Raw genomic sequence first — 21596 nt, forward strand, 5'->3', positions numbered from 1 at the left:
GGCGGCGCAGTCCAAGAAAACCGGCATGCGGTTGCGCGATTTCCTGGCCCTGTTTGCCGTCTGTGTCGTCTGGGGCATCAATTTCGTGGTGGCCAAGTTCTCGGTGACCGGTGTGCCGGGCTGGGTCGACGGTTTCGAGGGCGTGCCGCCCTTCTTCTTCGCCTTCCTGCGCTTTGTTCTTCTCTATGCGGTGCTGGCGCCCTGGCTGCGGCCGATCCCGGCCAAGCTGGGCACGATGATCGCTATCGGCCTGACGATGGGGGCGGGCCAGTACGCGCTGATGTTCCTGGGACTGAAATGGGCCACGCCCTCGTCGATGGCGATCGCCGTGCAGACCGGCGTGCCCTTCGCGACCATCCTGTCGGTGCTCTTCCTGAAGGAAAAGGTCGGCCTGCCGCGGATCGCCGGCATCCTCTTGTCCTTTGCCGGTGTGGCGCTGGTGATTGCCAACCCGGCCGAGCTCGATCTGTCCATTGGCCTGATGATCGGCATCGGTGCGGCCTTTGCCTCAGCGGTCGGCATGATCCTGGTCAAGCAGATGCCACTGGATTCAATCCGCATGCAGGCCTGGATCGGGCTGATCTCGGCGCCGCCACTGCTGGCGTTGTCGCTGACTTTCGAGACCGGGCAGATGCAGTCTGTCGTCAGCGGCGGCTGGGCGATCGGCGCGGCCGTCGCCTTCACCGTCCTGCTGGTGAATGTGTTCGGCCATGGCGTCTTCTACAATCTCCTGCAGCGCTATGACGCGACGCTGATCGCGCCGCTGACCCTGATCGCACCGCTGATCGGTGTGATCGCCGGCCTCACGGTCACAGGCGATCCGCTTGGCTGGCGCCTGATTGCCGGTGGTGCGCTGACCCTCGTCGGTGTCGGCATCATCGCCCTGCGCCGGAACCGCAAACTGCCGACCGCCGCGCTGGCGCGGGAGAAGACGCTGTGACCCTGGTTTTCCGGGACACGCCGTCGCCGAACTTCAACGGCCGCAAGTGCCCGCTCGCCTGTATCGTGCTGCACTATACCGGCATGGAGACGGGCGCCGCGGCGCTGGAGCGGATGTGTGACCCGCAGGCCCAGGTGTCGGCCCACTACATGGTCGAGGAGGACGGCACGGTGTGCCGTCTCGTGGACGAAGCGCACCGGGCCTGGCATGCCGGGGTCAGCTATTGGCGCGGCGAGCGCGACCTGAACTCGGCCTCGATCGGTATCGAGATCGTCAATGGCGGGCATGATTTCGGCCTGCCCGGGTTTCCGGCTGTCCAGATTGCGGCGGTGACCGCCCTGGTGCGGGACGTCATGGGACGGCATGGGATCGCGCCGCGCGAGGTGATCGGCCATTCCGATATTGCGCCCGGGCGCAAGATCGATCCGGGCGAGAAATTTCCCTGGGCACAGCTGGCGGAAGCAGGCTGCGCACTGAAGCTGCCGCAGGCGCATGTGGCAGGCGAGCCGGACGCGCTGCTCGAGCGGATCGGCTACGGGCTGGAGCCGGGCCTGCCGGCGGTGGTCGAGGCTTTCCAGAGGCGCTGGCGGCCGGCCTGCGTTGACGGGCAGCTGGATGACGAGACGCGCGATCTCATTGCCCGTGTGGCGTCGGCCGCTTGACGGGCTCACGCGTTTGACCGATCTAGGCGGCGATCAGGTGGCCGGGCGGCCGCGGCGGCTATGCTGGAAACGGCGCCGTCGAGGAAAGTCCGGGCTCCATGGAGGCAAGGTGCCGGATAACGTCCGGCGGGGGTGACCCCAGGGAAAGCGCAGCAGAGAACAGACCGCCAGGCCCTCGGGCCCGGCAAGGGTGAAACGGTGCGGTAAGAGCGCACCGCCCCGACCGCAAGGAAGGGGGCTAGGCAAGCCCCACCTGGAGCAAGACCGAATAGGGATGAGCGCGGTTTGCCGCACATGTGTCTCCGCATGTCATCCGGGTAGGTCGCACCAGGCCGGCCGCAAGGCCGTCCGCAGATGAATGGTCGCCACCCCGGATTTCGGTCCGGGGGACAGAACCCGGCTTACAGGCCGCCTGATCGTATTTTCCGGATTTTCTGCCCCCGCGTGAGCGGGGGAAGTGGGCCGCAGCAAAGCTGCGGGTCGAAGGGGGCTCTTCTGCAGTCGAAGGCTGAGGAAGGGCGGCCGCGCCGGCTTCCACCATTCCGCCGTGCTTCGCGCGGCGGCCCCTCCGCCCCTTCGGGGCACCTCCCCCGCCTGGGGCGGTGGAGGAAAGTCGCTTCACGGAACCATCTGTTCCGGATCGGAAACAATCTCCGAAATGGCCCTTGTGGGTGGCAATCCCATGTCGCACTCGTCCGGGGGCTGTGGATATTAACTTAATGTTCCGCGTCTGTTCTTGTTTTCCTGTGATCTGAATACTTCAGATGGCGTGTTAATCCATGAAAAACGAACCTTTCGTCATTGTTTCCCATGCTGTCCCATGTTATCCCATCATTAACCATGCAGAGTCCGTCCGCATGGGCGCAGGGGGTCAAGCGCGTGTTTCTGTCGACGACGATCAATGGTGTGGACGCAAAGGGACGGGTTTCCGTGCCGGCGGGTTTCCGTGCCGTCGTCAAGAATGACCCCGAGGAAAAGATCTATGTGTGGCCCTCCTTCGAGGGCGGGTATCTGGAAGGCGGCGGGCAGGCCCTGCTCGACCGCTATCTGAACCTGCTCGAGGAGATGGACCCGTATGACGACGCCCGGGCCGCCTTCGAGCAGACGATCTTCGGCGACACGCGCGGTCTGGCCTTTGACGGTACCGGCCGTGTCACCCTGCCGAAGGATCTGATCGAGCATGCCGGCCTGGACAGCAAGGCGGCCTTCGTCGGTCTCGGCTCGCGCTTCGAGATCTGGAATCCGGACCGGCTGGCCGAGCGCAAGGCCAATGCCCGCGACTTCGCGCGCGAGAACAAGAAGTCGCTGCGCCTGCCGCCCCGTGCGGGAGGTGGTGCATGACCGGCTCGCCGCACATCCCCGTCATGCTGGACGAGGTCCTGCACGCGCTCGAGCCGCGTGATGGTGCGCTCTATATCGACGGCACATTCGGTGCCGGCGGCTATTCGCGCGCCATCCTGTCGGCAGCCGATTGCCGCCTGATCGGCATCGACCGTGACCCGTCCGTCCGCCCCGCCGCCGAGCATCTCAAACAGGCGGCCGGCGGCCGTTTCGCCTTTGTCGAGGCGCCGTTCTCGGCGATGGAAGAGGTGGTGCGCACCAGCGGCGGCTCGCATGTCGACGGTATCGTGCTGGATATCGGCGTGTCGTCGATGCAGATCGACCAGGCCGAGCGCGGCTTCTCCTTCCAGAAGGCCGGCCCGCTGGACATGCGCATGGCCGGTTCCGGCCCCACGGCGGCCGATGCGGTGAACCTGCTGAGCGAGCAGGAGCTGGCAGACATATTTTATGTTTACGGCGAAGAGCGCCGCTCGCGCCGTGTCGCCAAGTTCATTCTGACGGCCCGCGAAGAGGCGCCGATCGAGACGACGGACCGGCTGGCCGAAATTGTCTCGCGCGCAACTGGCGGAAAACATTCAAAAATCCATCCGGCCACGCGCGTCTTCCAGGCGCTGCGCATTTTCGTGAATGACGAGCTGGGTGAGCTGGCCCGCGCGCTGGAGGCGTCCGAGCGCCTGCTGGCGCCGCTCGGGCGGCTTGTCGTGGTTACCTTCCATTCACTGGAGGACCGCATGGTTAAGTCCTTCCTGCGGGCCCGTGCCGGGCTGGCGGGAGGGGGCGGTTCGCGTCATGCGCCAGTCGCCGAAGCAGGCCCCGAGCCGAGTTTCCGTCTCCTGTATCGCAAGGCTGTCGAGGCCGGTGCGGCGGAGGCTGATGCCAATCCGCGGGCCCGTTCGGCCAAGCTGCGCGCCGCCATTCGTACCGATGCACCGGCCGTCACCGACGGTCCGGAACTGTATCGGAGTGTCGTTCCGCTTGCCCGCCTGGAGGCCGCGCTATGATCCGCACGTTCAATGCGATCGCGTTCGTCGTCGCCGCGGCGCTGGCAGTGGCACTCTATATCGCGAAAGCCGAGGCGAAGAGCTCGCAGGAGCGGCTGGAGGGGATCCAGGCGCAGCTGGCCGAGGAGCGCCGGCAGATCAATGTGCTCAATGTCGAGATCGCCCACCTGGAAGACCCCGAGCGTCTGCGCGCGCTGGCGCGCCGCTATCTCGGTTTCGAGCCGCTGGATCCCTCGCGTGAGGTCAATCTGAGCGATCTTCCCCTGCTGGCCGGCACCGACGAGCGCAGCGACACGCTGCGCTCTGACAGTCATGTCGTGCGCGAAGAGCGTATTGAAGGGCTCGCCATGGCCGAGCCGCGTGAAGTGGGAGGCCCGGACTGATGCGCCTCTGGCCGTTCCGCAGGCAGGTTTCCGCCAAGTCGCGCAGTGTTGCACTGCCGCCGCTGGCCGAGGCTGCGCCGGCGGACATGTCGCGCCTTCTGCGCATCGAAAGCGACGAGACCAAGGCGCTGGACGCGGCCCGTTCGCGCCTGCGCATCATGGGCATGAGCCTGGGTGTCGGTTTCCTCCTGCTCGCCGGCCGCGCGGTGGACATCGCCGTCATGGGGCCGGCCGATGCGGCCCCGATCGCGCGCCAAGCCGTGCATGCGGAAACGCGCGGCGATCTGTTCGACCGGACCGGTCAGGTGCTGGCGACCACGCTGCAGACCCACTCGCTCTACGCCGATCCCAGCCTGGTCTGGGATGCGCGCGAGACGGCCGAGGCGCTGGCGACGGTTCTGCCCGATATCGATGTCGACGCGCTGACCGAGGAGCTCGGCGGCCGCGGCCGTTTTGTCTGGGTGCAGCGCAATCTCACCCCGCGCCAGCGTCAGGCCGTGTTCTCGCTCGGCCTGCCGGGCCTGGGCTTCCGCATGGAGCCGCGCCGGGTCTATCCGCGCGGCCGCCTCGCTTCGCACATTGTGGGCTATACCGACCGCGACATGGCCGGGCTTGCCGGTGCCGAGCGCGCTTTCGACAGCGCACTCCTGTCGGGCGACGGGCGTCCGGTGGCGCTGTCGATCGACATGTCCGTCCAGTTCCATGTCGACGAAGTGCTGCGCTCGACCATGGCCGACTTCGAGGCCGATGCCGCCGTCGGCGTGGTGATGAATGTGCGCACGGGCGAGATCCTCTCCATGGTTTCGCTGCCGGACTATGACCCCAACCGCCCGACCGATGCGGATGCCGGCGGCCGCCTCAATCGCGCCGCACAGTCGGTCTACGAGATGGGCTCGACCTTCAAGGCATTCACGGTGGCGATGGCGCTGGAAAACGGAACGGCGACGCTGGAAAGCGGCTATGACGCGTCCAACCCGCTGCGCATTGGCGGCCACACCATCCACGATTATCACGCCGAGAACCGCCAGCTGACCCTGGCCGAGATCTTCACCCACTCCTCGAATATCGGCTCCAGCCTGATTGCGCTGGAAGCAGGCGCCGAGGCCCAGCGCGGCTTCCTGGGCGATCTGCGCCTTCTGGAGCGTGCGCCGATCGAGCTGGCCGAGAGCGCCGATCCGCTTCTGCCGCGCCAATGGGGACCGACCGAAACGGCGACCATTTCCTACGGTCACGGCCTGGCCGTCAGCCCGATCGCGACGATTGCCGCCTTTGCCGCCATTGCCAATGACGGTGTCTATGTGCCGCCGACGCTTCTGCCTGTCGCGGCCGACGAGACCATTGTCGGCGAGCGGGTGATGTCGTCCGAGGCGGCGCGCGCGGTAATCGAGCTGATGCGCGAGAATGTGACGGATGGCACTGGCGGTTATGCCGAGGCGATCGGCTATCGCGTGGCCGGCAAGACCGGTACGGCGGAGAAACCCTCGCGCGGCGGCTATGACCGCAACCGGCTGATCTCCTCCTTCTCGGCGGTCTTCCCGTCGGACGATCCGCAATATGCAGTTCTGGTGCTGCTGGACGAACCGCACGGCAATGAATCGACCTATGGCTACGCCACGGGTGGGTGGACGGCCGCGCCAGCGGTCGGCGACATCGTCTCCCGGATTGCCCCCATTCTCGGTGTGGAGCGCGCGGAAACCGATCACGGTGAACGCGCGGCCCTGATCCGCGCCGCCCTCATGCCGGAGATCATCCCGTGAAACTGTCAGAGCTGATGCCCGAAGACGAGTTTGCGCCGGAAGACGGCGCCGTCGAGGTGCGCGGCCTGACCCTGGACAGCCGGAAGGTGGCGCCGGGTTTCCTGTTTGCCGCTCTGCCGGGGGTGAAGACGCACGGGCGGGACTTCATCGCCCAGGCCGTCACCCGGGGCGCCGCGGTGATCCTGACCGACATCGCGGTGGAAGGGCTGGACATTCCGGTCCTTGTCACCGACGAGCCGGCTGCGGTTCTGGCCGAGCTGGCAGCGCGTTTCCATCCGCGCCAGCCGGAGCATGTGGTGGCGATCACCGGCACCAATGGCAAGAGCTCGACGGTTGAGTTCCTGCGCCAGATCTGGTCGGCCGCCGGGTATGAGGCAGCCTGTCTGGGCACGCTGGGCGTGACCCGCGGATCGGCCCGCGAAGTCACGGGCTACACCACGCCCGATGCCGTCGCCTTGCATCACGCGCTTGATACGCTGGCGGGCGAGGGTGTCACGCATCTGGCAATGGAAGCCTCCAGCCACGGGCTCAAGCAGCACCGTATGGACGCGGTTTCCGTCAGCGTCGGTGCCTTCACGAATCTGACCCAGGATCACCTGGACTATCACCCCGATTTCGCCGATTACTTCGCATCCAAAGAATTGCTCTTCTCCGAGCGCGTCGCCGAGGGTGGCCGGGCTGTTGTCAATGTCGACAGCGAGTGGGGCCGCCGCATGGCCGAGACAGCGCAGCGCCGCGGTCTGGATACAGTCACGATCGGCTGGCGCGGCGAGGACCTGTCGATCCGCGAGATTACGCCGCGCCCGGCAAGCCAGGATGTCAGCTTTGCCTGGAAGGGTGTCGAGTACAGCCTGGACATCCCGCTGGTCGGCGAGTTCCAGATCCTCAACGCCCTGTGTGCCGCGGCGATTGCCCTGGGTGACGGCGTCGACACCGAAACCGTTCTGGCCACGCTGCGGCAGCTCGAAGGCGTGCCCGGCCGTCTGGAAAAAATTGGCGAGACGCGCGAGGCCGCGCCGGTCCTGGTGGACTATGCCCACACGCCGGACGGTCTGGACAAGCTCTTGCGCGCGGCCCGTCCGCACACGCAGGGCCGTGTCATCGTGGTGTTCGGATGCGGCGGCGACCGCGATCCGTCCAAGCGCCAGAAAATGGGGGCGATTGCGGCCAGCCAGGCCGACCACATCATCGTCACCGACGACAATCCGCGGTCGGAAGATCCCGCGGCGATCCGTGCGGCAGTCCTCAAGGGCTGCCCGGACGCCGAGGAGATCGCCGACCGCAGCGCCGCGATCCGCCGCGGCGTTTCCATGCTGGGCGAGGGCGACTGTCTGCTGATCGCCGGCAAGGGACATGAGACGGGGCAGATCGTGAATGGGACCACACTGCCTTTCGACGACCGCGAGGAGGCCCGCAAAGCTCTGGGGGAAAGGGAGGCCGCGCATGTCTGAACCGCTCTGGACAGCCCGACAGGCCATGGCCGCGACCGGCGGCATGCTGGTCGGCGATACCGGCTGGACCTGTTCCGGCATCTCGATCGACAGCCGCACGATCCAGCCCGGCGATCTCTTTGTCGCCCTGAAGGACGAGCGCGACGGGCACGATTATGCCGCCGCGGCGATGAAGGCCGGTGCCGCGGCCTGTCTGATCTCGCGCGGCGATCTCGACCTCGAGCCGGCGCTGCAGGTGAAGGACACGCTGACCGCGCTGCGCAGCCTCGGTGAAGCCGCCCGCGAGCGCTGTGACGCGATCCGGGTCGCGGTGACGGGCAGTGTCGGCAAGACCACCGTCAAGGACGCGCTGGCCGCGGTATTCCGCGCCGCCGGTCCGGCCCACTGGAGCGTGAAGTCGTACAATAATCACTGGGGCGTCCCGCTGACGCTGGCGCGCATGCCGCGCGACACGCAGCGCGCCGTCTTCGAGATGGGCATGAACCATTCCGGCGAGATCCGCGACCTGTCCTCCATGGTCCGGCCGCATGTCGCGATGATCACCCGCATCGCGCCAGCGCATCTGGAAAATCTCGGCTCGGTCGAAGCCATCGCCGATGCCAAGGCGGAGATCTATGAGGGTCTGGAAACGGACGGTGTCGCGATCTATCCCGCCGACGATCCGCAGGCTGCGCGTCTGGCGCGCCATGCCCGCCATTCCGGCGCGGCCTTCATGCTGGATTTCGGCACCGCGAAGGACGCCGCCATCCGTATCGAGTCGTTTGAAACGGGGCTCGACGGATCGCGCGGCATTGCCAATGTGCTGGGCATGCGCGTGCCCTTCTCGGTGAAGGCGTCGGGCGTGCACTGGGCCTGGAATATCGCCGCCATCTTTGCCGCCTCGGCTGGCGCCGGCCTGGATGCCGGCGATGTCGCCGAAGCGCTGGCCGGGCTGGAAGCCGGCGCCGGGCGTGGCCGCGTGCTGACCCTGGCGCATCCCGCCGGCGGCAGCTTCACCCTGCTCGACGATGCCTATAACGCCAATCCGGTCTCCATGGCTGCTGCGATCGCGGCGCTCGGTGCTGCCCGTCCCGGTGAGGGCGGGCGCCGCATTGCCGTTCTGGGCGACATGCTGGAGCTGGGACCGGACGAGGTCGCCATGCACGCCGCACTCGCCGAACCGCTCGAGGCGGCCGGTGTCGACGAGGTCTATACGTGTGGCCGCCGGATGCGCAGCCTCCACGACGCCTTGCCCGCGACCCGCCGCGCAGGCTATGCGGCAAATGCGGACGAGGGGCTCGACCTGATCAGGGCAGCAATCCGGCCGGGGGATGTTGTGCTCGTCAAAGGGTCGAATGCCTCCGGTCTCCACAGGATTGCCGCATATCTGGCCGACGGTTCCGCGCTCGGATTGACGGAGGCCTGATCCGCCCATGCTGTATTTGTTGCTGTCGCCGCTGGCTGAAGACCTCCAGCTGGCCAATCTGTTCCGCTACATCACCTTCCGCACCGGCGGCGCGCTGATGACAGCGATGCTGATCGCTTTCCTGCTGGGCAAGCCGATGATCGCCTGGCTGCGCAAGAAGCAGGGCAAGGGCCAGCCGATCCGCGCCGAGGGGATCGAGCGTCACGTGGTCGAGAAGACCGGCACGCCGACCATGGGCGGCTTCCTGATCCTGCTTGGCGTCATGGTCGGCACGCTCCTGTGGGCGGACCTGTCGAACGCCTATGTCTGGATCGTCATGTTCGTCACGGCCGGTTTCGGCGTCATCGGCTTCATCGACGATTATCTCAAGGTCACCAAGCAATCGACCGCAGGCTTTTCCGGCCGGCTGAAACTGGCGACGGAATTCATCATCGCACTGGTCGCTGTCGTCTGGGCGACGGTGACGGCGCGGGGCCTGGGCATGGACACCGGGATGTCGACCTCGGTCGCCTTTCCCTTCTTCAAGGACCTGGTGATCAATATCGGTCCGCTCTTCTACGCCTTCGGCTGTATCGTCATTGTCGGCGCCGGCAATGCGGTGAACATGACCGACGGTCTGGACGGGCTGGCCATCGTGCCGGTGATGATCGCCGCGGCGACGTTCGGCGCCATTGCCTATGTCGTCGGCCGGGTCGACTTCGCCGAATACCTGCAGGTCCACTACACGGCGGGCACCGGCGAGCTGCTGGTCTTCTGTGGCGCGCTGATCGGCGCGGGTCTGGGCTTTTTGTGGTGGAATGCGCCGCCGGCCATGGTCTTCATGGGCGATACCGGCTCGCTGTCGCTGGGCGGCGCGCTGGGCGCCATCGCCGTCGCCGTGAAGCATGAGATCGTGCTGGCAATCGTCGGCGGGCTGTTCGTGCTCGAGATCGTTTCGGTGATGGTGCAGGTCGCGAGCTTCAAGCTGACCGGCAAGCGCGTCTTCAAGATGGCGCCGATTCACCACCATTTCGAACGGCATGGCTGGGCCGAGCCTACCATCGTCATCCGCTTCTGGATCATTGCCGTCGTGCTCGCATTGATTGGACTTGCAACCCTGAAGCTGAGATAACAGCCCTTCATGATCCCGATCCATGCATATGAAGGCCGCCGTGTCGCTGTGTTCGGATTGGGGCGCACAGGCATAGCCACGGCCAAGGCCCTCGCCGCAGGCGGCGCAGACGTATCCTGCTGGGATGACAGCGAGGCTGCGCGTGATCGCGCCGTAGCCGCCGGCCTGCAACCGGACGATCTCAACCGGCGCGACTGGGGCGATATCGCCGCGCTGGTCCTGTCGCCGGGCATCCCGCTGACCCATCCCAAACCGCACCGCATGGTCGAGCTGGCCAACAGTGTCGGCGCGCCCGTGATCGGCGATATCGAGCTGTTCGCCCTGGCGCTTCGCGATGTGCCGGAAAAGCGCCGGCCGAAAGTGATCGGCATTACCGGCACCAACGGCAAGTCGACCACGACCGCACTGATCGGCCATATCCTGCGCGAGACCGGCCGCAAGGTCGTTGTCGGCGGCAATATCGGCGACGCCATCCTGGCGCAGGATCCGCCCAGCCCGGGTCTGCACTATGTGCTGGAACTGTCCTCCTACCAGATCGATCTGACGCATTCGCTCGCCTGCGACGTCGCGGTGCTGCTCAACATCACGCCGGACCATATCGACCGGCATGGCGATTTTGACGGCTATTTCCGCGCCAAGCAGCGCCTGTTCGAGATGCAGGCGCCGTCGGGCCAGGCCGTGATCGGTATCGACGACAACGACACCGCCGCCTTCTTCTCCCGCCTGCGGCAGACCCGGCGCGAGGAGCAGGTCGTTCCGATCTCCTCCGGCCGTGTCTTCGCGCGTGGCGTCTATGCGCTGGGCGACCGGGTCTATGATGCGCTGGATACCGCCTCGCATCCGGCCGTCGATCTGAAACGCGCACCGGCCCTGCCGGGGCGCCACAATGCCCAGAATGTCGCCGCAGCGCTCGCGGCGGTCCGGCTTCTGGGCGTGTCGGCCCGCGCCGCGGCCGAGGCGATCTATACATTCCCCGGCCTGCCGCACCGCCAGGAAAGCGTCGCGACCCTTGGCGGCATCCGCTTCGTCAATGACAGCAAGGCCACCAATGCCGAAGCCGCCATCCAGGCGCTTACCTGCTATGACAGCATCCGCTGGATCGTTGGCGGACGGGCCAAGGAAGGCGGGCTGAAAGCGGCCATGGGTGCCGCCGGACGGATCGCCCGGGCCTATCTGATCGGCGAGGCCGAGGAGCGCTTCGCCGGCGAGCTGGACGGCCGGATCCCGTTCACACGTTGCGGCACGCTGGAAGCCGCCGTGGCGGCTGCGGCCCGCGACGCCTGGGCGGACGGACGTCCCGGCGAGGTGGTGCTGCTGTCCCCGGCCGCGGCCTCTTTTGACCAGTTCACCTCCTATGAAGCGCGCGGCGACGCTTTCCGCACAATCGTCTCCGGCCTCACCGTGCCGGCCGATACGGCGGAGCAGGTCTCGTGATCCAGGACATTTCCAGGGGGCTGGGCACATGGTGGCGCGGCGTCGACCGGACATTGCTGGTCGTGGTCATCGCGCTCATCGTGATCGGCCTGATCCTGTCCATGGCCGCCAGCCCGGCCATCGCCGGGCGGATCGGTATCGACGATCCCTTTCACTTCTTCTATCGCCAGAGCGTGTTCGCGGTGGCCGGTCTGGTCGGCATGCTGGGCGTGTCGGCGCTCAATCCCAAGGGCGCGCGGCGGCTGGCGGTGATCGCGCTGGGCTGTTCGCTGCTCCTGATGGTGGCGACCATCTTCGTCGGCAATGAGGTGAAGGGCGCGACCCGCTGGATCCGCGTCGGCCCGCTCTCCCTGCAGGCGTCCGAATTTCTCAAGCCGGCGCTGATCGTCACGGCCGCCTGGCTGTTTGCCGAGGAAAAGCGCGGCGCGCCGATCCCGGGCCGGGCGATCGCCTTCGGCATCTATATCGTGTCCATCGGCCTCCTGATGGCGCAGCCGGATTTCGGCCAGACCGTGCTTTTGACCCTGTGTTTCGGCGGTGTCTTCTTTGCCTCCGGCCTGTCCTGGCTGTGGGTGTCGGTGCTGGGCGGGCTGGCGGCGACCGGCTCGACGCTCGCCTATTTCACCTTCCCGCACGTGGCCAGCCGGGTTGATCGCTTCATGAATCCGGATAGCGGCGACACCTACCAGATCGACCAGGCGATCGAGGCGATCTCGCGCGGCGGGATTGCCGGTGCCGGGCCGGGCGAGGGCGAGGTGAAGAACTTCCTGCCCGACGCCCATGCCGACTTCATCTTCGCCGTCGCGGCCGAGGAATTCGGCCTGATGGCCTCGCTCGCCATTATCGGCCTGTTCGCGATCCTGGTGGCCCGTGCCTGGACCCAGGCGATGCGGCTGCAGGACAATTTCGCCCAGCTGGCGGTCGCCGGGCTGGCGCTGCAATTTGCACTGCAGGCGCTCGTCAACATCGGCGTGAACTTGAACCTCATCCCGCCCAAGGGCATGACTTTGCCCTTCGTATCCTACGGAGGGTCCTCCATGCTTGCGCTCGCCTTCGGGGCCGGCCTTCTTCTGGCTTTCACCCGCCGCCGTCCCGGCGCCTATTCGCTGCGGCATTCGTCATGACACCGCGCCGCTGCCTGATTGCCGCCGGCGGGACCGGCGGGCACATCTTTCCGGCACGCGCTGCGGCCGATGCGCTGATTGCGCGCGGCTGGCAGGTGCGCCTGGTCACCGATACGCGCGGCCTGCGCCATGCGGCGGATTTTCCGGCCGTTGCCGTCGACGAGATCCATGCCGCCAGCCCGTCGACGAAGAACCCGGTCAAGCTCGCCAAGGCGGCGCTGGAGCTGACCCAGGGCCTGGCCCAGACGCGCGGCATCGTGCAGCGCTGGAAGCCCGATGTCGTGGCCGGCTTTGGCGGCTACCCCGCCTTTCCCGCGCTTGGCGTGGCGCAGTCGATGCGCATCCCCTTTGCCATTCATGAGCAGAATGCAGTGCTGGGCCGGGTCAATCGCATGTTTGCGGCCCGGGCCGGCTTTGTCGCCTCGGGCTTCGAGCGCCTGGACCGGCTGCCGGAAAAGGCCCGCAAGCGTCACATCCTCACCGGCAATCCGCTGCGCACACCCATCGTCGAGGCGCGGGCGGCCGGCTATCCGGCGCTGACGGCCGACGGGCGGATCAACCTGCTCGTCCTCGGCGGGTCGCAGGGTGCGCGCATCCTGTCGGAGACCGTGCCGGCGGCGGTGGCAAAACTCCCGGAAAAGCTGCGATCTCGCCTTGATGTCGTCCAACAGACCCGTGAGGAATCCCTCCCCATGGCCCGCGAGACCTATGCCCAAGCCGGCGTCAACGCCATTTGCGAACCCTTCTTCGAGGATGTCGGCGCGTTTTATGCGGCCAGCCATCTCGTGATCGGCCGCTCCGGTGCGTCCACCGTGTCGGAAGTGGCCGGTGTGGGTCGCCCGGCGATCTTCTGCCCGCTGGCCATCGCAACCGACGACCACCAGGCCGCCAATGCGGACGGGCTGGTGCAGGCCGTCGCCGCCGACATGCTGCGCGAAGCCGACTTCACGGCCGATCGCGTCGCCAAACTGCTTGAAACCCGCCTTTCCAACCCCGAAGACCTGGCCGAACGGGCCGCTGCAGCCCGCACGCTGGGCCGGCCCGACGCCGCGGAAACGCTGGCGAAATCGATCGACGGCCTGGTGCGAGGAGCGCTCGTATGAAATTTGCCGCCCTGCCTTTCCCTGTCGGCCCTGTCCATTTCGTCGGTATCGGCGGTATCGGCATGAGCGGCATTGCCGAGGTCATGCTGAATCTCGGCTATCAGGTGCAGGGGTCTGACATCCGCGCCAATCCGAATGTCGAGCGTCTGGAAGGCCTGGGCGCACGGGTCGCGATCGGTCATGCGGGCGAGAATGTCGAGGGCGCTGGCGCCGTCGTCGTCTCCTCCGCGATCAAGCCGGACAATCCCGAACTCGTCGCGGCGCGGGCCAAGAAAATCCCCGTCGTGCGCCGCGCGGAAATGCTGGCCGAACTGATGCGGCTGAAATTCGCCGTCGCCGTCGGCGGCACGCACGGCAAGACCACGACCACATCGCTGGTCTCGGTGCTGATGGATGCGGCGGGTGTTGATCCGACCGTGATCAATGGCGGCATCATCTCGGCCTATGGCTCGAACGCCAAGATGGGGCTGGGCGACTGGATGGCGGTCGAGGCCGATGAAAGCGACGGCTCCTTCCTGAAGCTGCGCTCGACCGTGGCCATCGTCACCAATATCGACCCGGAGCATATGGAGCATTACGGCAGTTTCGACGCGCTGCGGCAGGCTTTCTTCCAGTTCGTCGAGAACCTGCCCTTCTACGGTTTTGCCGTGCTGTGCACCGATCATCCCGAAGTGCAGTCGCTCGCCAGCCGGATTGAGGACCGCCGCGTCATCACCTACGGCAAGAACCCGCAGGCCGATGTGCGTCTGGAAAATCTGCGCATGGAGCCGTCCGGTTCGACTTTCGATGTCACCTTCCGCCTGCGTGGCCAGGCGCCGGAGACCTGGCGCGACATCGTTCTGCCGATGATGGGCGAGCACAATGTGCTCAATGCCGTCGCGGCCCTGGCAACGGCGCGCGAGCTCGGTCTTACCGAAGAGGCCGCCAAGGGCGCGCTGAAGGGCTTTGGCGGGGTGAAGCGGCGCTTCACGCAGACCGGCAGCTGGAAGGGTGCAACCATTATCGACGATTACGGCCACCACCCGGTCGAGATCGCCGCTGTGCTGCGCGCAGCGCGCCAGGCCGCGACCGGCAAGGTGATCGCCGTGATGCAGCCGCACCGCTATTCCCGCCTGCACGACCTGTTCGAGGATTTCTCGACCTGCTTCAACGATGCCGACAGCGTGCTGGTCGCCCCGGTCTATACCGCCGGCGAGGATCCGATCGAGGGCGCCGACCGCGACCATCTCGTCGCCAGTCTGACGGCACACGGCCATCGCGACGCCCTGGCCATCACCCGCGACAGCGTTGCTGCCGAAGTCGCAAAACGGGCCGGCGAGGGCGACGTCGTCGTCTGTCTCGGCGCCGGCGACATCACGCAATGGGCCTACGCGCTTCCGGGTGAGCTGGAGGCGTTGGGGTGAGCCTTCTCGCCCAGCTCCCGCCCGTTCGCGGCAAATATATCGAGCAGGCGCCGCTCAAGGATATCACCTGGCTGCGCGTTGGCGGTCCGGCGGATGTGCTCTACCTGCCAGCCGACGAGGCCGATCTGGCGCGCTTCCTGGCCGAGACGCCGGACGGGATCCCGGTTCATGTCCTGGGCGCCGGATCGAACACGCTGGTGCGCGATGGCGGTGTGCCGGGCGTGGTGATCCGGCTCGGTCCGCCCTTCGCGAAGACGGAGGCGCTGGACGGCAATCGTCTGCGCGCCGGCGCCGGCGCGCTGGACCGGATGGTCGCGAAGGCCGCGGCCAAGGCAGGCCTGGCGGGCATGGAATACCTGATCGGTGTGCCCGGCACGATCGGCGGCGCGCTGCGCATGAATGCCGGCTGCTATGACCAGGAAACCGCCGATGTGATCGTCGAGGCCGTGGCGCTGGACCGGTCCGGGCGGCGTATTATCGCCTCACCGAAAGAGCTGGCTTACAGCTATCGTCATTGCGAGGCGCCGGAGGACTGGATCTTCACCGAAGCCGTCTTCCAGGGCAGGCCGGACGAGCCCGCCGCCATCGAGGCGCGCATGGGCGAGATCACCGCCCGCCGCGAACAGACCCAGCCGATCCGGGAAAAGACATCGGGTTCGACCTTCGCCAATCCCGACCCGCCCGGCACGCCGGACCAGCGCAAGTCCTGGCAGCTGATCGACAGTGTCGGCGGCCGCGGCTTCTCGGTCGGGGGCGCACGGTTTTCCGAACAGCACTGCAATTTCCTGATCAATGACGGTTCCGCCTCGGCGGCCGATCTGGAAGAGGTAGGCGAGACGATCCGTGCCCGCATCCGCGAGACCCACGGCATCGACCTGCGCTGGGAAGTGCGGCGCATCGGGAAACCAGATTCAAGGGGAACAGCATGAGCGGCCAACTCGTATCGATGATCGAGCCGATCCGGGAAAAGCACGCGCGGGCCTATTCTGCTTGGGTTGAGCAGATGGCGCAGGCCTTTCCTGACGGAGCCCCCGAGCACGTCTTCCAGATCCGGTCCCAGACCAATCTGGCCCGCAAGGTCTATCGGGTCGACTATGCGGTTTCCCTGACGGACAAGCCTGAATTCCGGGAGTTCCGGCTGGACAGTATGGTCGGCTTCACGCCCGTCTCCGGCATGGTCGACGATATCCATGTGGCGCTCAGCCCCTTCCGCTGGGACGGGGCTGTTGTGGAACTGGAAGGCGCTGTGTGGGATGTCGACAAGGTAATGGGCTGGTTCAATCACTGGTTCGGCTTCCGCGGAGAGCTGCCGCTGCCGTCCCGGGGCGACCGCACCGGGGGCTGGATTCACGCCTGCGCCAAGGTTGGCGAGGCCCTGCACGTGGATTTCGGTTCGGCGCCGGCCTCCGCTTTCGGTGAGCTCATTGCCCTGGCTGGCCGCACGGGGGCATCCCGGGTGGTGATCCGGGACGCCAATTACGTGCCGGCGGACGGCATCCCGGGAGCACCGCAATGACGAAACGTATCGCCGTCCTGCTGGGCGGTCTGTCTCCGGAACGCGATGTGTCCCTGGTCTCCGGCGCGGCCTGTGCGAAGGGTCTGCGCGAGAAGGGGTATGACGTCGTCGAGATTGATGCGGGCCGCGACCTCTATCGTCAGCTGGAAGAGGCGGCGCCGGACATTGTCTTCAACGCGCTGCACGGCGAGTGGGGCGAGGACGGGCTGGTGCAGGGCGTGCTCGAGCATTTCGGCAAGCCCTACACGCATTCCGGCGTGCTGGCCTCAGCGCTGGCCATGGACAAGCAGAAAGCCAAGGACGTGCTGCGCGCGGCCGGCATTCCCTGTCCGGAAGGCTTCATCGCCAACCGGTTCGAGGCGGCCAAGGCGCATGTCATGAAGCCGCCCTATGTCGCCAAACCGAATGCCCAGGGTTCGTCGGTGGGTGTGCATATCGTGCTGGAAGGTGCCAACCGGCCGCCGGCCGAGCTGGGCTCGACCGCCTGGGCGCTGGGCGAAGAGGTGCTGATCGAGCGCTATATTCCCGGCCGCGAGCTGACGGTGGCCGTGATGGAAGACCGGGCGCTGTGCGTCACCGAAATCGTGCCCAAGACGACTTTTTATGACTATGACGCGAAGTACGCTGCAGGTGGGTCCGATCATATTTTACCGGCACCTGTGCCTGAAGAAATAGCAGAACGGGCCTGTGAACTGGCGCTGAAAGCCCATGCAGCCTTGGGATGCCGCGGTTTGACGCGGTCGGATTTCCGTTACGATTCCACGTCCGAAGAACCGCTATGGTTACTCGAAATTAACACCCAACCGGGCATGACTCCGACATCTCTTGCGCCCGAACAGGCGCAGTATTGCGGGATCGCCTTCAGCGATCTCGTGCAATGGATGGCGGAGAATGCGTCGTGTCGAAGGTGAGGCGCGGCGGGTCGCGTAAGACGACCCGGCGCACGTCCCAACCCCGATCCGCCGCGGTGTCCGCACCGCGGCGTTTGCGTAACTGGGCCGAGGCCCGGATCCGGGGTGCGAAATACCGTATGGCGAAGACAGCCCGTCTCGGCGGGCTGGCGGTGACAGGCCTGGTGGCGGTCACCGTGGGCGGGCTTGCGCTCTTCGGCCAGCTCGACGACGCCGCCATCGAAATCCGCGATTTTGCCGGCCATCGTCTGTCCGGTGTCGGCTTTGCGGTTCGCGCTGTCGATGTGACCGGTGCCAGCGGGGCCGATGCCCATGCCATCGTGCAGGCCAGTGAAGTCTATGACGGCCAGCCGATCTTCGCCGTCAATCCCGACATTATCCGCCGCCGCGTCGAGGCGCTGCCGGCCGTTCGCCGCGCCACCGTCGCACGCCTTCTGCCGGACCGGATCGCGATCGTGGTCGAGACCCGCGAGGCCTATGCCCTCTGGCAGGTCGATGGTGATCTGCGCGTGATCGACCGCCACGGTGTCGTGCTGGCGCATGCCGACCCGATGAACCCTTTGCCGCTGCCGCTCGTTGTCGCCGAAGGTGCCAATGAAGCGGTCGTCGAGATCGTCGAGGCGCTCGACAACTACCCCATCGTCCGCGACCGCGTCGTCGGTGCGGTGCGGGTGGGTGAGCGCCGCTGGAATCTGCGTCTGGACAGTGGCGCCGATGTGAAACTGCCCGAAGGCGATGTTACCGCCTCGATCGCCATCCTGGCGCGGCTGCAGGCCGAGCGGGGCGTGTTGCGCCTGGCGGCAGAGAGTTTCGATCTGCGGGGTGACGGCGATCTGATCGTCCGCGCCCGGCCGGACCGCGCACAGGCGGCGGGATTGCGGGAGCGTGAAGCGTGAGTGTGCTGGATTTCTTTCGGTCGCGGCAGGCGGACTCGGTAACCGGCGGCAAGGCCGCAGGCGGTGTCTGCGCCGCGCTGGATGTCGGTTCGTCCAAGATTGCGTGCTTTATCGCCCGGACCGATCAGACGGTCTCCGGCCCGCGTCCGCGCGTCGTCGGTGTCGGCCACCAGTCCTCGCGCGGTGTGCGCGCCGGCGCGGTTGTCGACATGGACGCTGCTGCTGAAGCCATTCGGGCCGCGGTCGAGCAGGCCGAACGCATGGCCTCCCAGGCCGTCAGCTCCGTCACCGTCACGCTGTCGTCCGGACAGCCCAGCTCGACACGCATCGCTGCGGAAATCGACCTGCCGCAGCGCGAAGTCACCGAACGCGAACTGCGCCGTCTGCTCGACGGTGCGCTGAGCGAGTTCGATGCCGAGGACCGGGTCGTGCTGCACGCCATCCCGCTGTCCTGGGCGGTCGACGATCATCGCGGCATCCGCGACCCGCGCGGCATGTTCGGCCGCACGCTGGGCGTGGAAGTGCATGTCATCACGGCGGCCATCGGCCCGCTGCGCAATCTTCTGACCTGTGTCGAACGCTGCCATTTCGATCTGCGCGGCGTGGTCGCCACGCCCTACGCCTCCGGCCTGTCCGCGCTGGCGGACGATGAAGTCCAGCTGGGTGCAACCCTGATTGACATGGGCGCCGGCGCGACGACGGCAGCCGTGTTTGCCGAAGGCGCACTCCTGCATATCGATGCGGTTCCCGTGGGCGGTTCGCATGTCACCTCCGACGTGGCGCGCGGCCTCTCGACGCCGCTGGCGGCGGCCGAGCGTCTCAAGACGCTCTACGGTTCGGCGCTGGACAGCCCGGAAGACGACCAGCAGATGATCGAGGTGCCTTCGGTCTCCGGCGAGAACGGGGCGATGTATGACAGCGCGCCGCGCTCCCTGCTCAACTCCATCATCCGGCCGCGTCTGGAAGAAACCTTCGAACTGATCCGCGACCGCCTGGATGCGGCGGGCGTGGGCAAGTCCTCCGGCCGCCGCCTGGTGCTGACCGGGGGCGGGGCCCAGATGCCCGGTGCCGGCGAGCTCGCTGCACGCGTGTTCGGCAAACAGGTTCGCATTGCCGGTCCGACCGGTGTGACGGGGCTGGGCGATGCCGTCTCGGGACCGGCCTTCTCGGCCGTTGCCGGTATTGTGCGCCGCGAGACGCGCGGTGCCGCCGAGGCCATCTCCGGTCCGCCGCGCATGGGCGGCTTTACCGTTGCAGCACGCCGCAACCGGGCCGAGGCCGGTTCTGCCGGCTCGATGTGGCGCTGGTTTGCCGAAAGCTTCTGATCATCCGTGACCGGAAAACCGCCGGCCTGCGGCGGTGCTGACACCCGGTACTGAAATATGATCTGCGAAGACCCGGCGTTTTTGCGGCTCACCGCAGGAACTTAACGCCTGATTAAGCGTCTTTGATAGAGACTGCCGACTCAAGAGCCCGTTAACCTTACCGCTTCGTGCATGGGGTCCCACATGACGCTGAATCTCTCCATTCCTGAAACAACCGAACTGCGGCCTCGGATTGTCGTATTCGGTGTCGGTGGCGCCGGGGGGAATGCGGTCAACAACATGATCGAGTCGAGTCTTGAGGGTGTCGACTTCGTGGTCGCCAATACCGACGCGCAGGCGCTGACGCGCTCGAAGTCGGAAAAGCGCATCCAGATGGGCGCGGCGATCACCGAAGGCCTAGGCGCGGGCGCCCGGCCGGAAGTGGGCGAACAGTCGGCCGAGGACTCGATCGACGATATCCGTGAGCATCTGGCCGGTGCCCACATGGTTTTCATCACCGCCGGCATGGGCGGTGGCACGGGCACGGGCGCGGGACCGGTCGTTGCACGTGCAGCACGCGAGATGGGCATCCTGACCGTCGGCGTGGTGACCAAGCCGTTCCATTTCGAAGGCTCGCGCCGCATGAAGCTGGCCGAGGCCGGCATCGAGCAGTTGCAGGAACATGTCGATACGCTGATCGTCATTCCGAACCAGAACCTGTTCCGCATCGCCACCGAGAAGACGACCTTTGCCGAAGCCTTCTCCATGGCCGACCAGGTGCTGCACTCCGGTGTGCGCGGCATCACCGACCTGATGGTCATGCCGGGCCTGATCAATCTCGACTTCGCCGACGTGCGCGCCGTGATGAACGAGATGGGCAAGGCGATGATGGGTACGGGCGAGGCTTCCGGCGAGAAGCGCGCCGTCGACGCCGCCCAGGCCGCGATCTCCAATCCGCTGCTTGACGATGTCTCGATGAAGGGCGCCACGGGCGTTCTGATCAACATCACCGGCGGCTATGACATGACCCTCTACGAGGTCGACGAAGCCGCCAACGAGATCCGTTCGGAAGTCGACCCGGAAGCGAACATCATTGTCGGTTCCACCTTCGACGAGACCATGGAAGGCTCCATGCGGGTCTCTGTCGTCGCAACGGGTATCGATGCCGAAGCCGTTGTGGTGACCGATCAGCGCAATCGTCAGCGCACTGCGCCGCAGACCGCCGAACGCTCCAGCCCGAACGATGCAATCCTGCCGTGGAAGCGCACCGGGTCCGATCGTCCGGGTCGCGTCAATCCGCCGGCCACCACCGAGCGCACGGTCGCAGCGCGTCCGGAGCCGGTCACGACACGCACCGAGACGCGCGAAGCGCCGGAAACCGAAACCGAAATCGAGCCGCAAGCCGAACCGCTCAAGCGGGCGGTTGGCGCGGAAGACCTGTCCGATGCGATTGCCGATACCGAAATTACCCGGGACAGCGATCCCTATGTGATGGAAAACCGTCCGGTTGCGATCACCGAGACGCGGGTCGAAGTGCAACAGCCGCAGGTGCTGCGCGACCAGGCCCGTCTGGCCGAAGAGGCTGCCAGCCTCAACGCGCGTTACGAGCAGCGCCGCGCCACTTCGGTGAGCCAGCCTGATATCGCCGCGGATGACGACGAACCCAAGCGCGGTTTCTCGCTCTTCGGCCGCCGCCGCAAGCCGGCCGAGCCGGCGCCGGTCAAGGCCGCGCCCGTGACCAAGACGGCACCGGTCCAGACGTCCCAGCCGCGCGCATCGGGCGATCTGTTCGGTGACAGCCTGGAAGAGGGCGATCTGGAAATTCCGGCCTTCCTGCGCCGCCAGGCGAACTAG

19 protein-coding genes and 1 other RNA gene are annotated in these 21596 nt (G+C 66.6%); all 20 read left to right on the plus strand.

The window, feature by feature from the left end:
* The first annotated feature begins 25 nt into the window (after positions 1-25).
* Positions 26-940: an EamA family transporter gene (locus ABJO18_RS12455; RefSeq protein WP_348515958.1), complete on the plus strand. Its 915-nt coding sequence runs from the start codon at positions 26-28 to the stop codon at positions 938-940.
* Positions 937-1602 (plus strand): N-acetylmuramoyl-L-alanine amidase, encoded by a 666-nt coding sequence (locus ABJO18_RS12460; protein WP_348508631.1) that lies wholly within the window; start codon positions 937-939, stop codon positions 1600-1602. The genes ABJO18_RS12455 and ABJO18_RS12460 overlap by 4 nt, the downstream gene beginning before the upstream one ends.
* A 33-nt stretch (positions 1603-1635) precedes the next feature.
* Positions 1636-2022, plus strand: an RNA gene (gene rnpB, locus ABJO18_RS12465) — RNase P RNA component class A.
* Positions 2023-2481: 459 nt separating this feature from the next.
* Entirely contained in the window at positions 2482-2943 is a 462-nt protein-coding gene (locus tag ABJO18_RS12470) for a division/cell wall cluster transcriptional repressor MraZ (RefSeq protein WP_348508632.1), read from the plus strand.
* Positions 2940-3944 carry a 16S rRNA (cytosine(1402)-N(4))-methyltransferase RsmH gene (gene rsmH / locus ABJO18_RS12475; RefSeq protein ID WP_271184968.1) on the plus strand — a complete coding sequence of 335 codons (1005 nt, stop codon included), beginning with the start codon at positions 2940-2942 and terminating at the stop codon, positions 3942-3944. Before ABJO18_RS12470 ends, rsmH begins: the two co-directional genes overlap by 4 nt.
* Positions 3941-4327, plus strand: coding sequence for a hypothetical protein (locus ABJO18_RS12480; protein ID WP_348508633.1), 387 nt, complete (start codon positions 3941-3943; stop codon positions 4325-4327). The genes rsmH and ABJO18_RS12480 overlap by 4 nt, the downstream gene beginning before the upstream one ends.
* A complete protein-coding gene (locus ABJO18_RS12485) occupies positions 4327-6084 on the plus strand; it encodes a penicillin-binding protein 2 (protein WP_348508634.1) in 1758 nt (585 codons plus the stop codon). Before ABJO18_RS12480 ends, ABJO18_RS12485 begins: the two co-directional genes overlap by 1 nt.
* A complete protein-coding gene (locus ABJO18_RS12490) occupies positions 6081-7535 on the plus strand; it encodes a UDP-N-acetylmuramoyl-L-alanyl-D-glutamate--2,6-diaminopimelate ligase (protein WP_348508635.1) in 1455 nt (484 codons plus the stop codon). The genes ABJO18_RS12485 and ABJO18_RS12490 overlap by 4 nt, the downstream gene beginning before the upstream one ends.
* Positions 7528-8940 carry a UDP-N-acetylmuramoyl-tripeptide--D-alanyl-D-alanine ligase gene (murF, locus tag ABJO18_RS12495; RefSeq protein ID WP_348508636.1) on the plus strand — a complete coding sequence of 471 codons (1413 nt, stop codon included), beginning with the start codon at positions 7528-7530 and terminating at the stop codon, positions 8938-8940. The genes ABJO18_RS12490 and murF overlap by 8 nt, the downstream gene beginning before the upstream one ends.
* A 7-nt stretch (positions 8941-8947) precedes the next feature.
* Complete coding sequence (mraY, locus tag ABJO18_RS12500; protein ID WP_348508637.1) at positions 8948-10051, plus strand: phospho-N-acetylmuramoyl-pentapeptide-transferase; 1104 nt, start codon at positions 8948-8950, stop codon at positions 10049-10051.
* A 9-nt stretch (positions 10052-10060) separates the two neighbouring features.
* Positions 10061-11485 carry a UDP-N-acetylmuramoyl-L-alanine--D-glutamate ligase gene (gene murD, locus ABJO18_RS12505; protein ID WP_348508638.1) on the plus strand — a complete coding sequence of 475 codons (1425 nt, stop codon included), beginning with the start codon at positions 10061-10063 and terminating at the stop codon, positions 11483-11485.
* Positions 11482-12609, plus strand: coding sequence for a putative lipid II flippase FtsW (gene ftsW / locus ABJO18_RS12510; RefSeq protein ID WP_348508639.1), 1128 nt, complete (start codon positions 11482-11484; stop codon positions 12607-12609). The genes murD and ftsW overlap by 4 nt, the downstream gene beginning before the upstream one ends.
* Positions 12606-13712, plus strand: coding sequence for an undecaprenyldiphospho-muramoylpentapeptide beta-N-acetylglucosaminyltransferase (murG, locus tag ABJO18_RS12515; protein ID WP_348508640.1), 1107 nt, complete (start codon positions 12606-12608; stop codon positions 13710-13712). Before ftsW ends, murG begins: the two co-directional genes overlap by 4 nt.
* On the plus strand, positions 13709-15115 hold the full coding sequence (gene murC / locus ABJO18_RS12520) for a UDP-N-acetylmuramate--L-alanine ligase (RefSeq protein ID WP_348508641.1): 1407 nt from the start codon (positions 13709-13711) through the stop codon (positions 15113-15115). The genes murG and murC overlap by 4 nt, the downstream gene beginning before the upstream one ends.
* Positions 15112-16044, plus strand: coding sequence for a UDP-N-acetylmuramate dehydrogenase (gene murB, locus ABJO18_RS12525; RefSeq protein ID WP_348508642.1), 933 nt, complete (start codon positions 15112-15114; stop codon positions 16042-16044). The genes murC and murB overlap by 4 nt, the downstream gene beginning before the upstream one ends.
* The gene (locus tag ABJO18_RS12530; RefSeq protein WP_348508643.1) at positions 16041-16631 is read left to right on the plus strand and encodes a hypothetical protein; all 591 of its coding nucleotides are present in this window, start codon (positions 16041-16043) and stop codon (positions 16629-16631) included. Before murB ends, ABJO18_RS12530 begins: the two co-directional genes overlap by 4 nt.
* Positions 16628-17542 (plus strand): D-alanine--D-alanine ligase, encoded by a 915-nt coding sequence (locus ABJO18_RS12535; protein WP_348508644.1) that lies wholly within the window; start codon positions 16628-16630, stop codon positions 17540-17542. The genes ABJO18_RS12530 and ABJO18_RS12535 overlap by 4 nt, the downstream gene beginning before the upstream one ends.
* 119 nt (positions 17543-17661) lie before the next feature.
* On the plus strand, positions 17662-18438 hold the full coding sequence (locus tag ABJO18_RS12540; protein ID WP_348508645.1) for a cell division protein FtsQ/DivIB: 777 nt from the start codon (positions 17662-17664) through the stop codon (positions 18436-18438).
* The gene (ftsA, locus tag ABJO18_RS12545) at positions 18435-19763 is read left to right on the plus strand and encodes a cell division protein FtsA (protein WP_348508646.1); all 1329 of its coding nucleotides are present in this window, start codon (positions 18435-18437) and stop codon (positions 19761-19763) included. Before ABJO18_RS12540 ends, ftsA begins: the two co-directional genes overlap by 4 nt.
* A gap of 183 nt (positions 19764-19946) precedes the next feature.
* Complete coding sequence (gene ftsZ, locus ABJO18_RS12550) at positions 19947-21596, plus strand: cell division protein FtsZ (RefSeq protein ID WP_348508647.1); 1650 nt, start codon at positions 19947-19949, stop codon at positions 21594-21596.

This window comes from Maricaulis sp., assembly GCF_039978735.1.
Lineage (GTDB): Bacteria > Pseudomonadota > Alphaproteobacteria > Caulobacterales > Maricaulaceae > Maricaulis.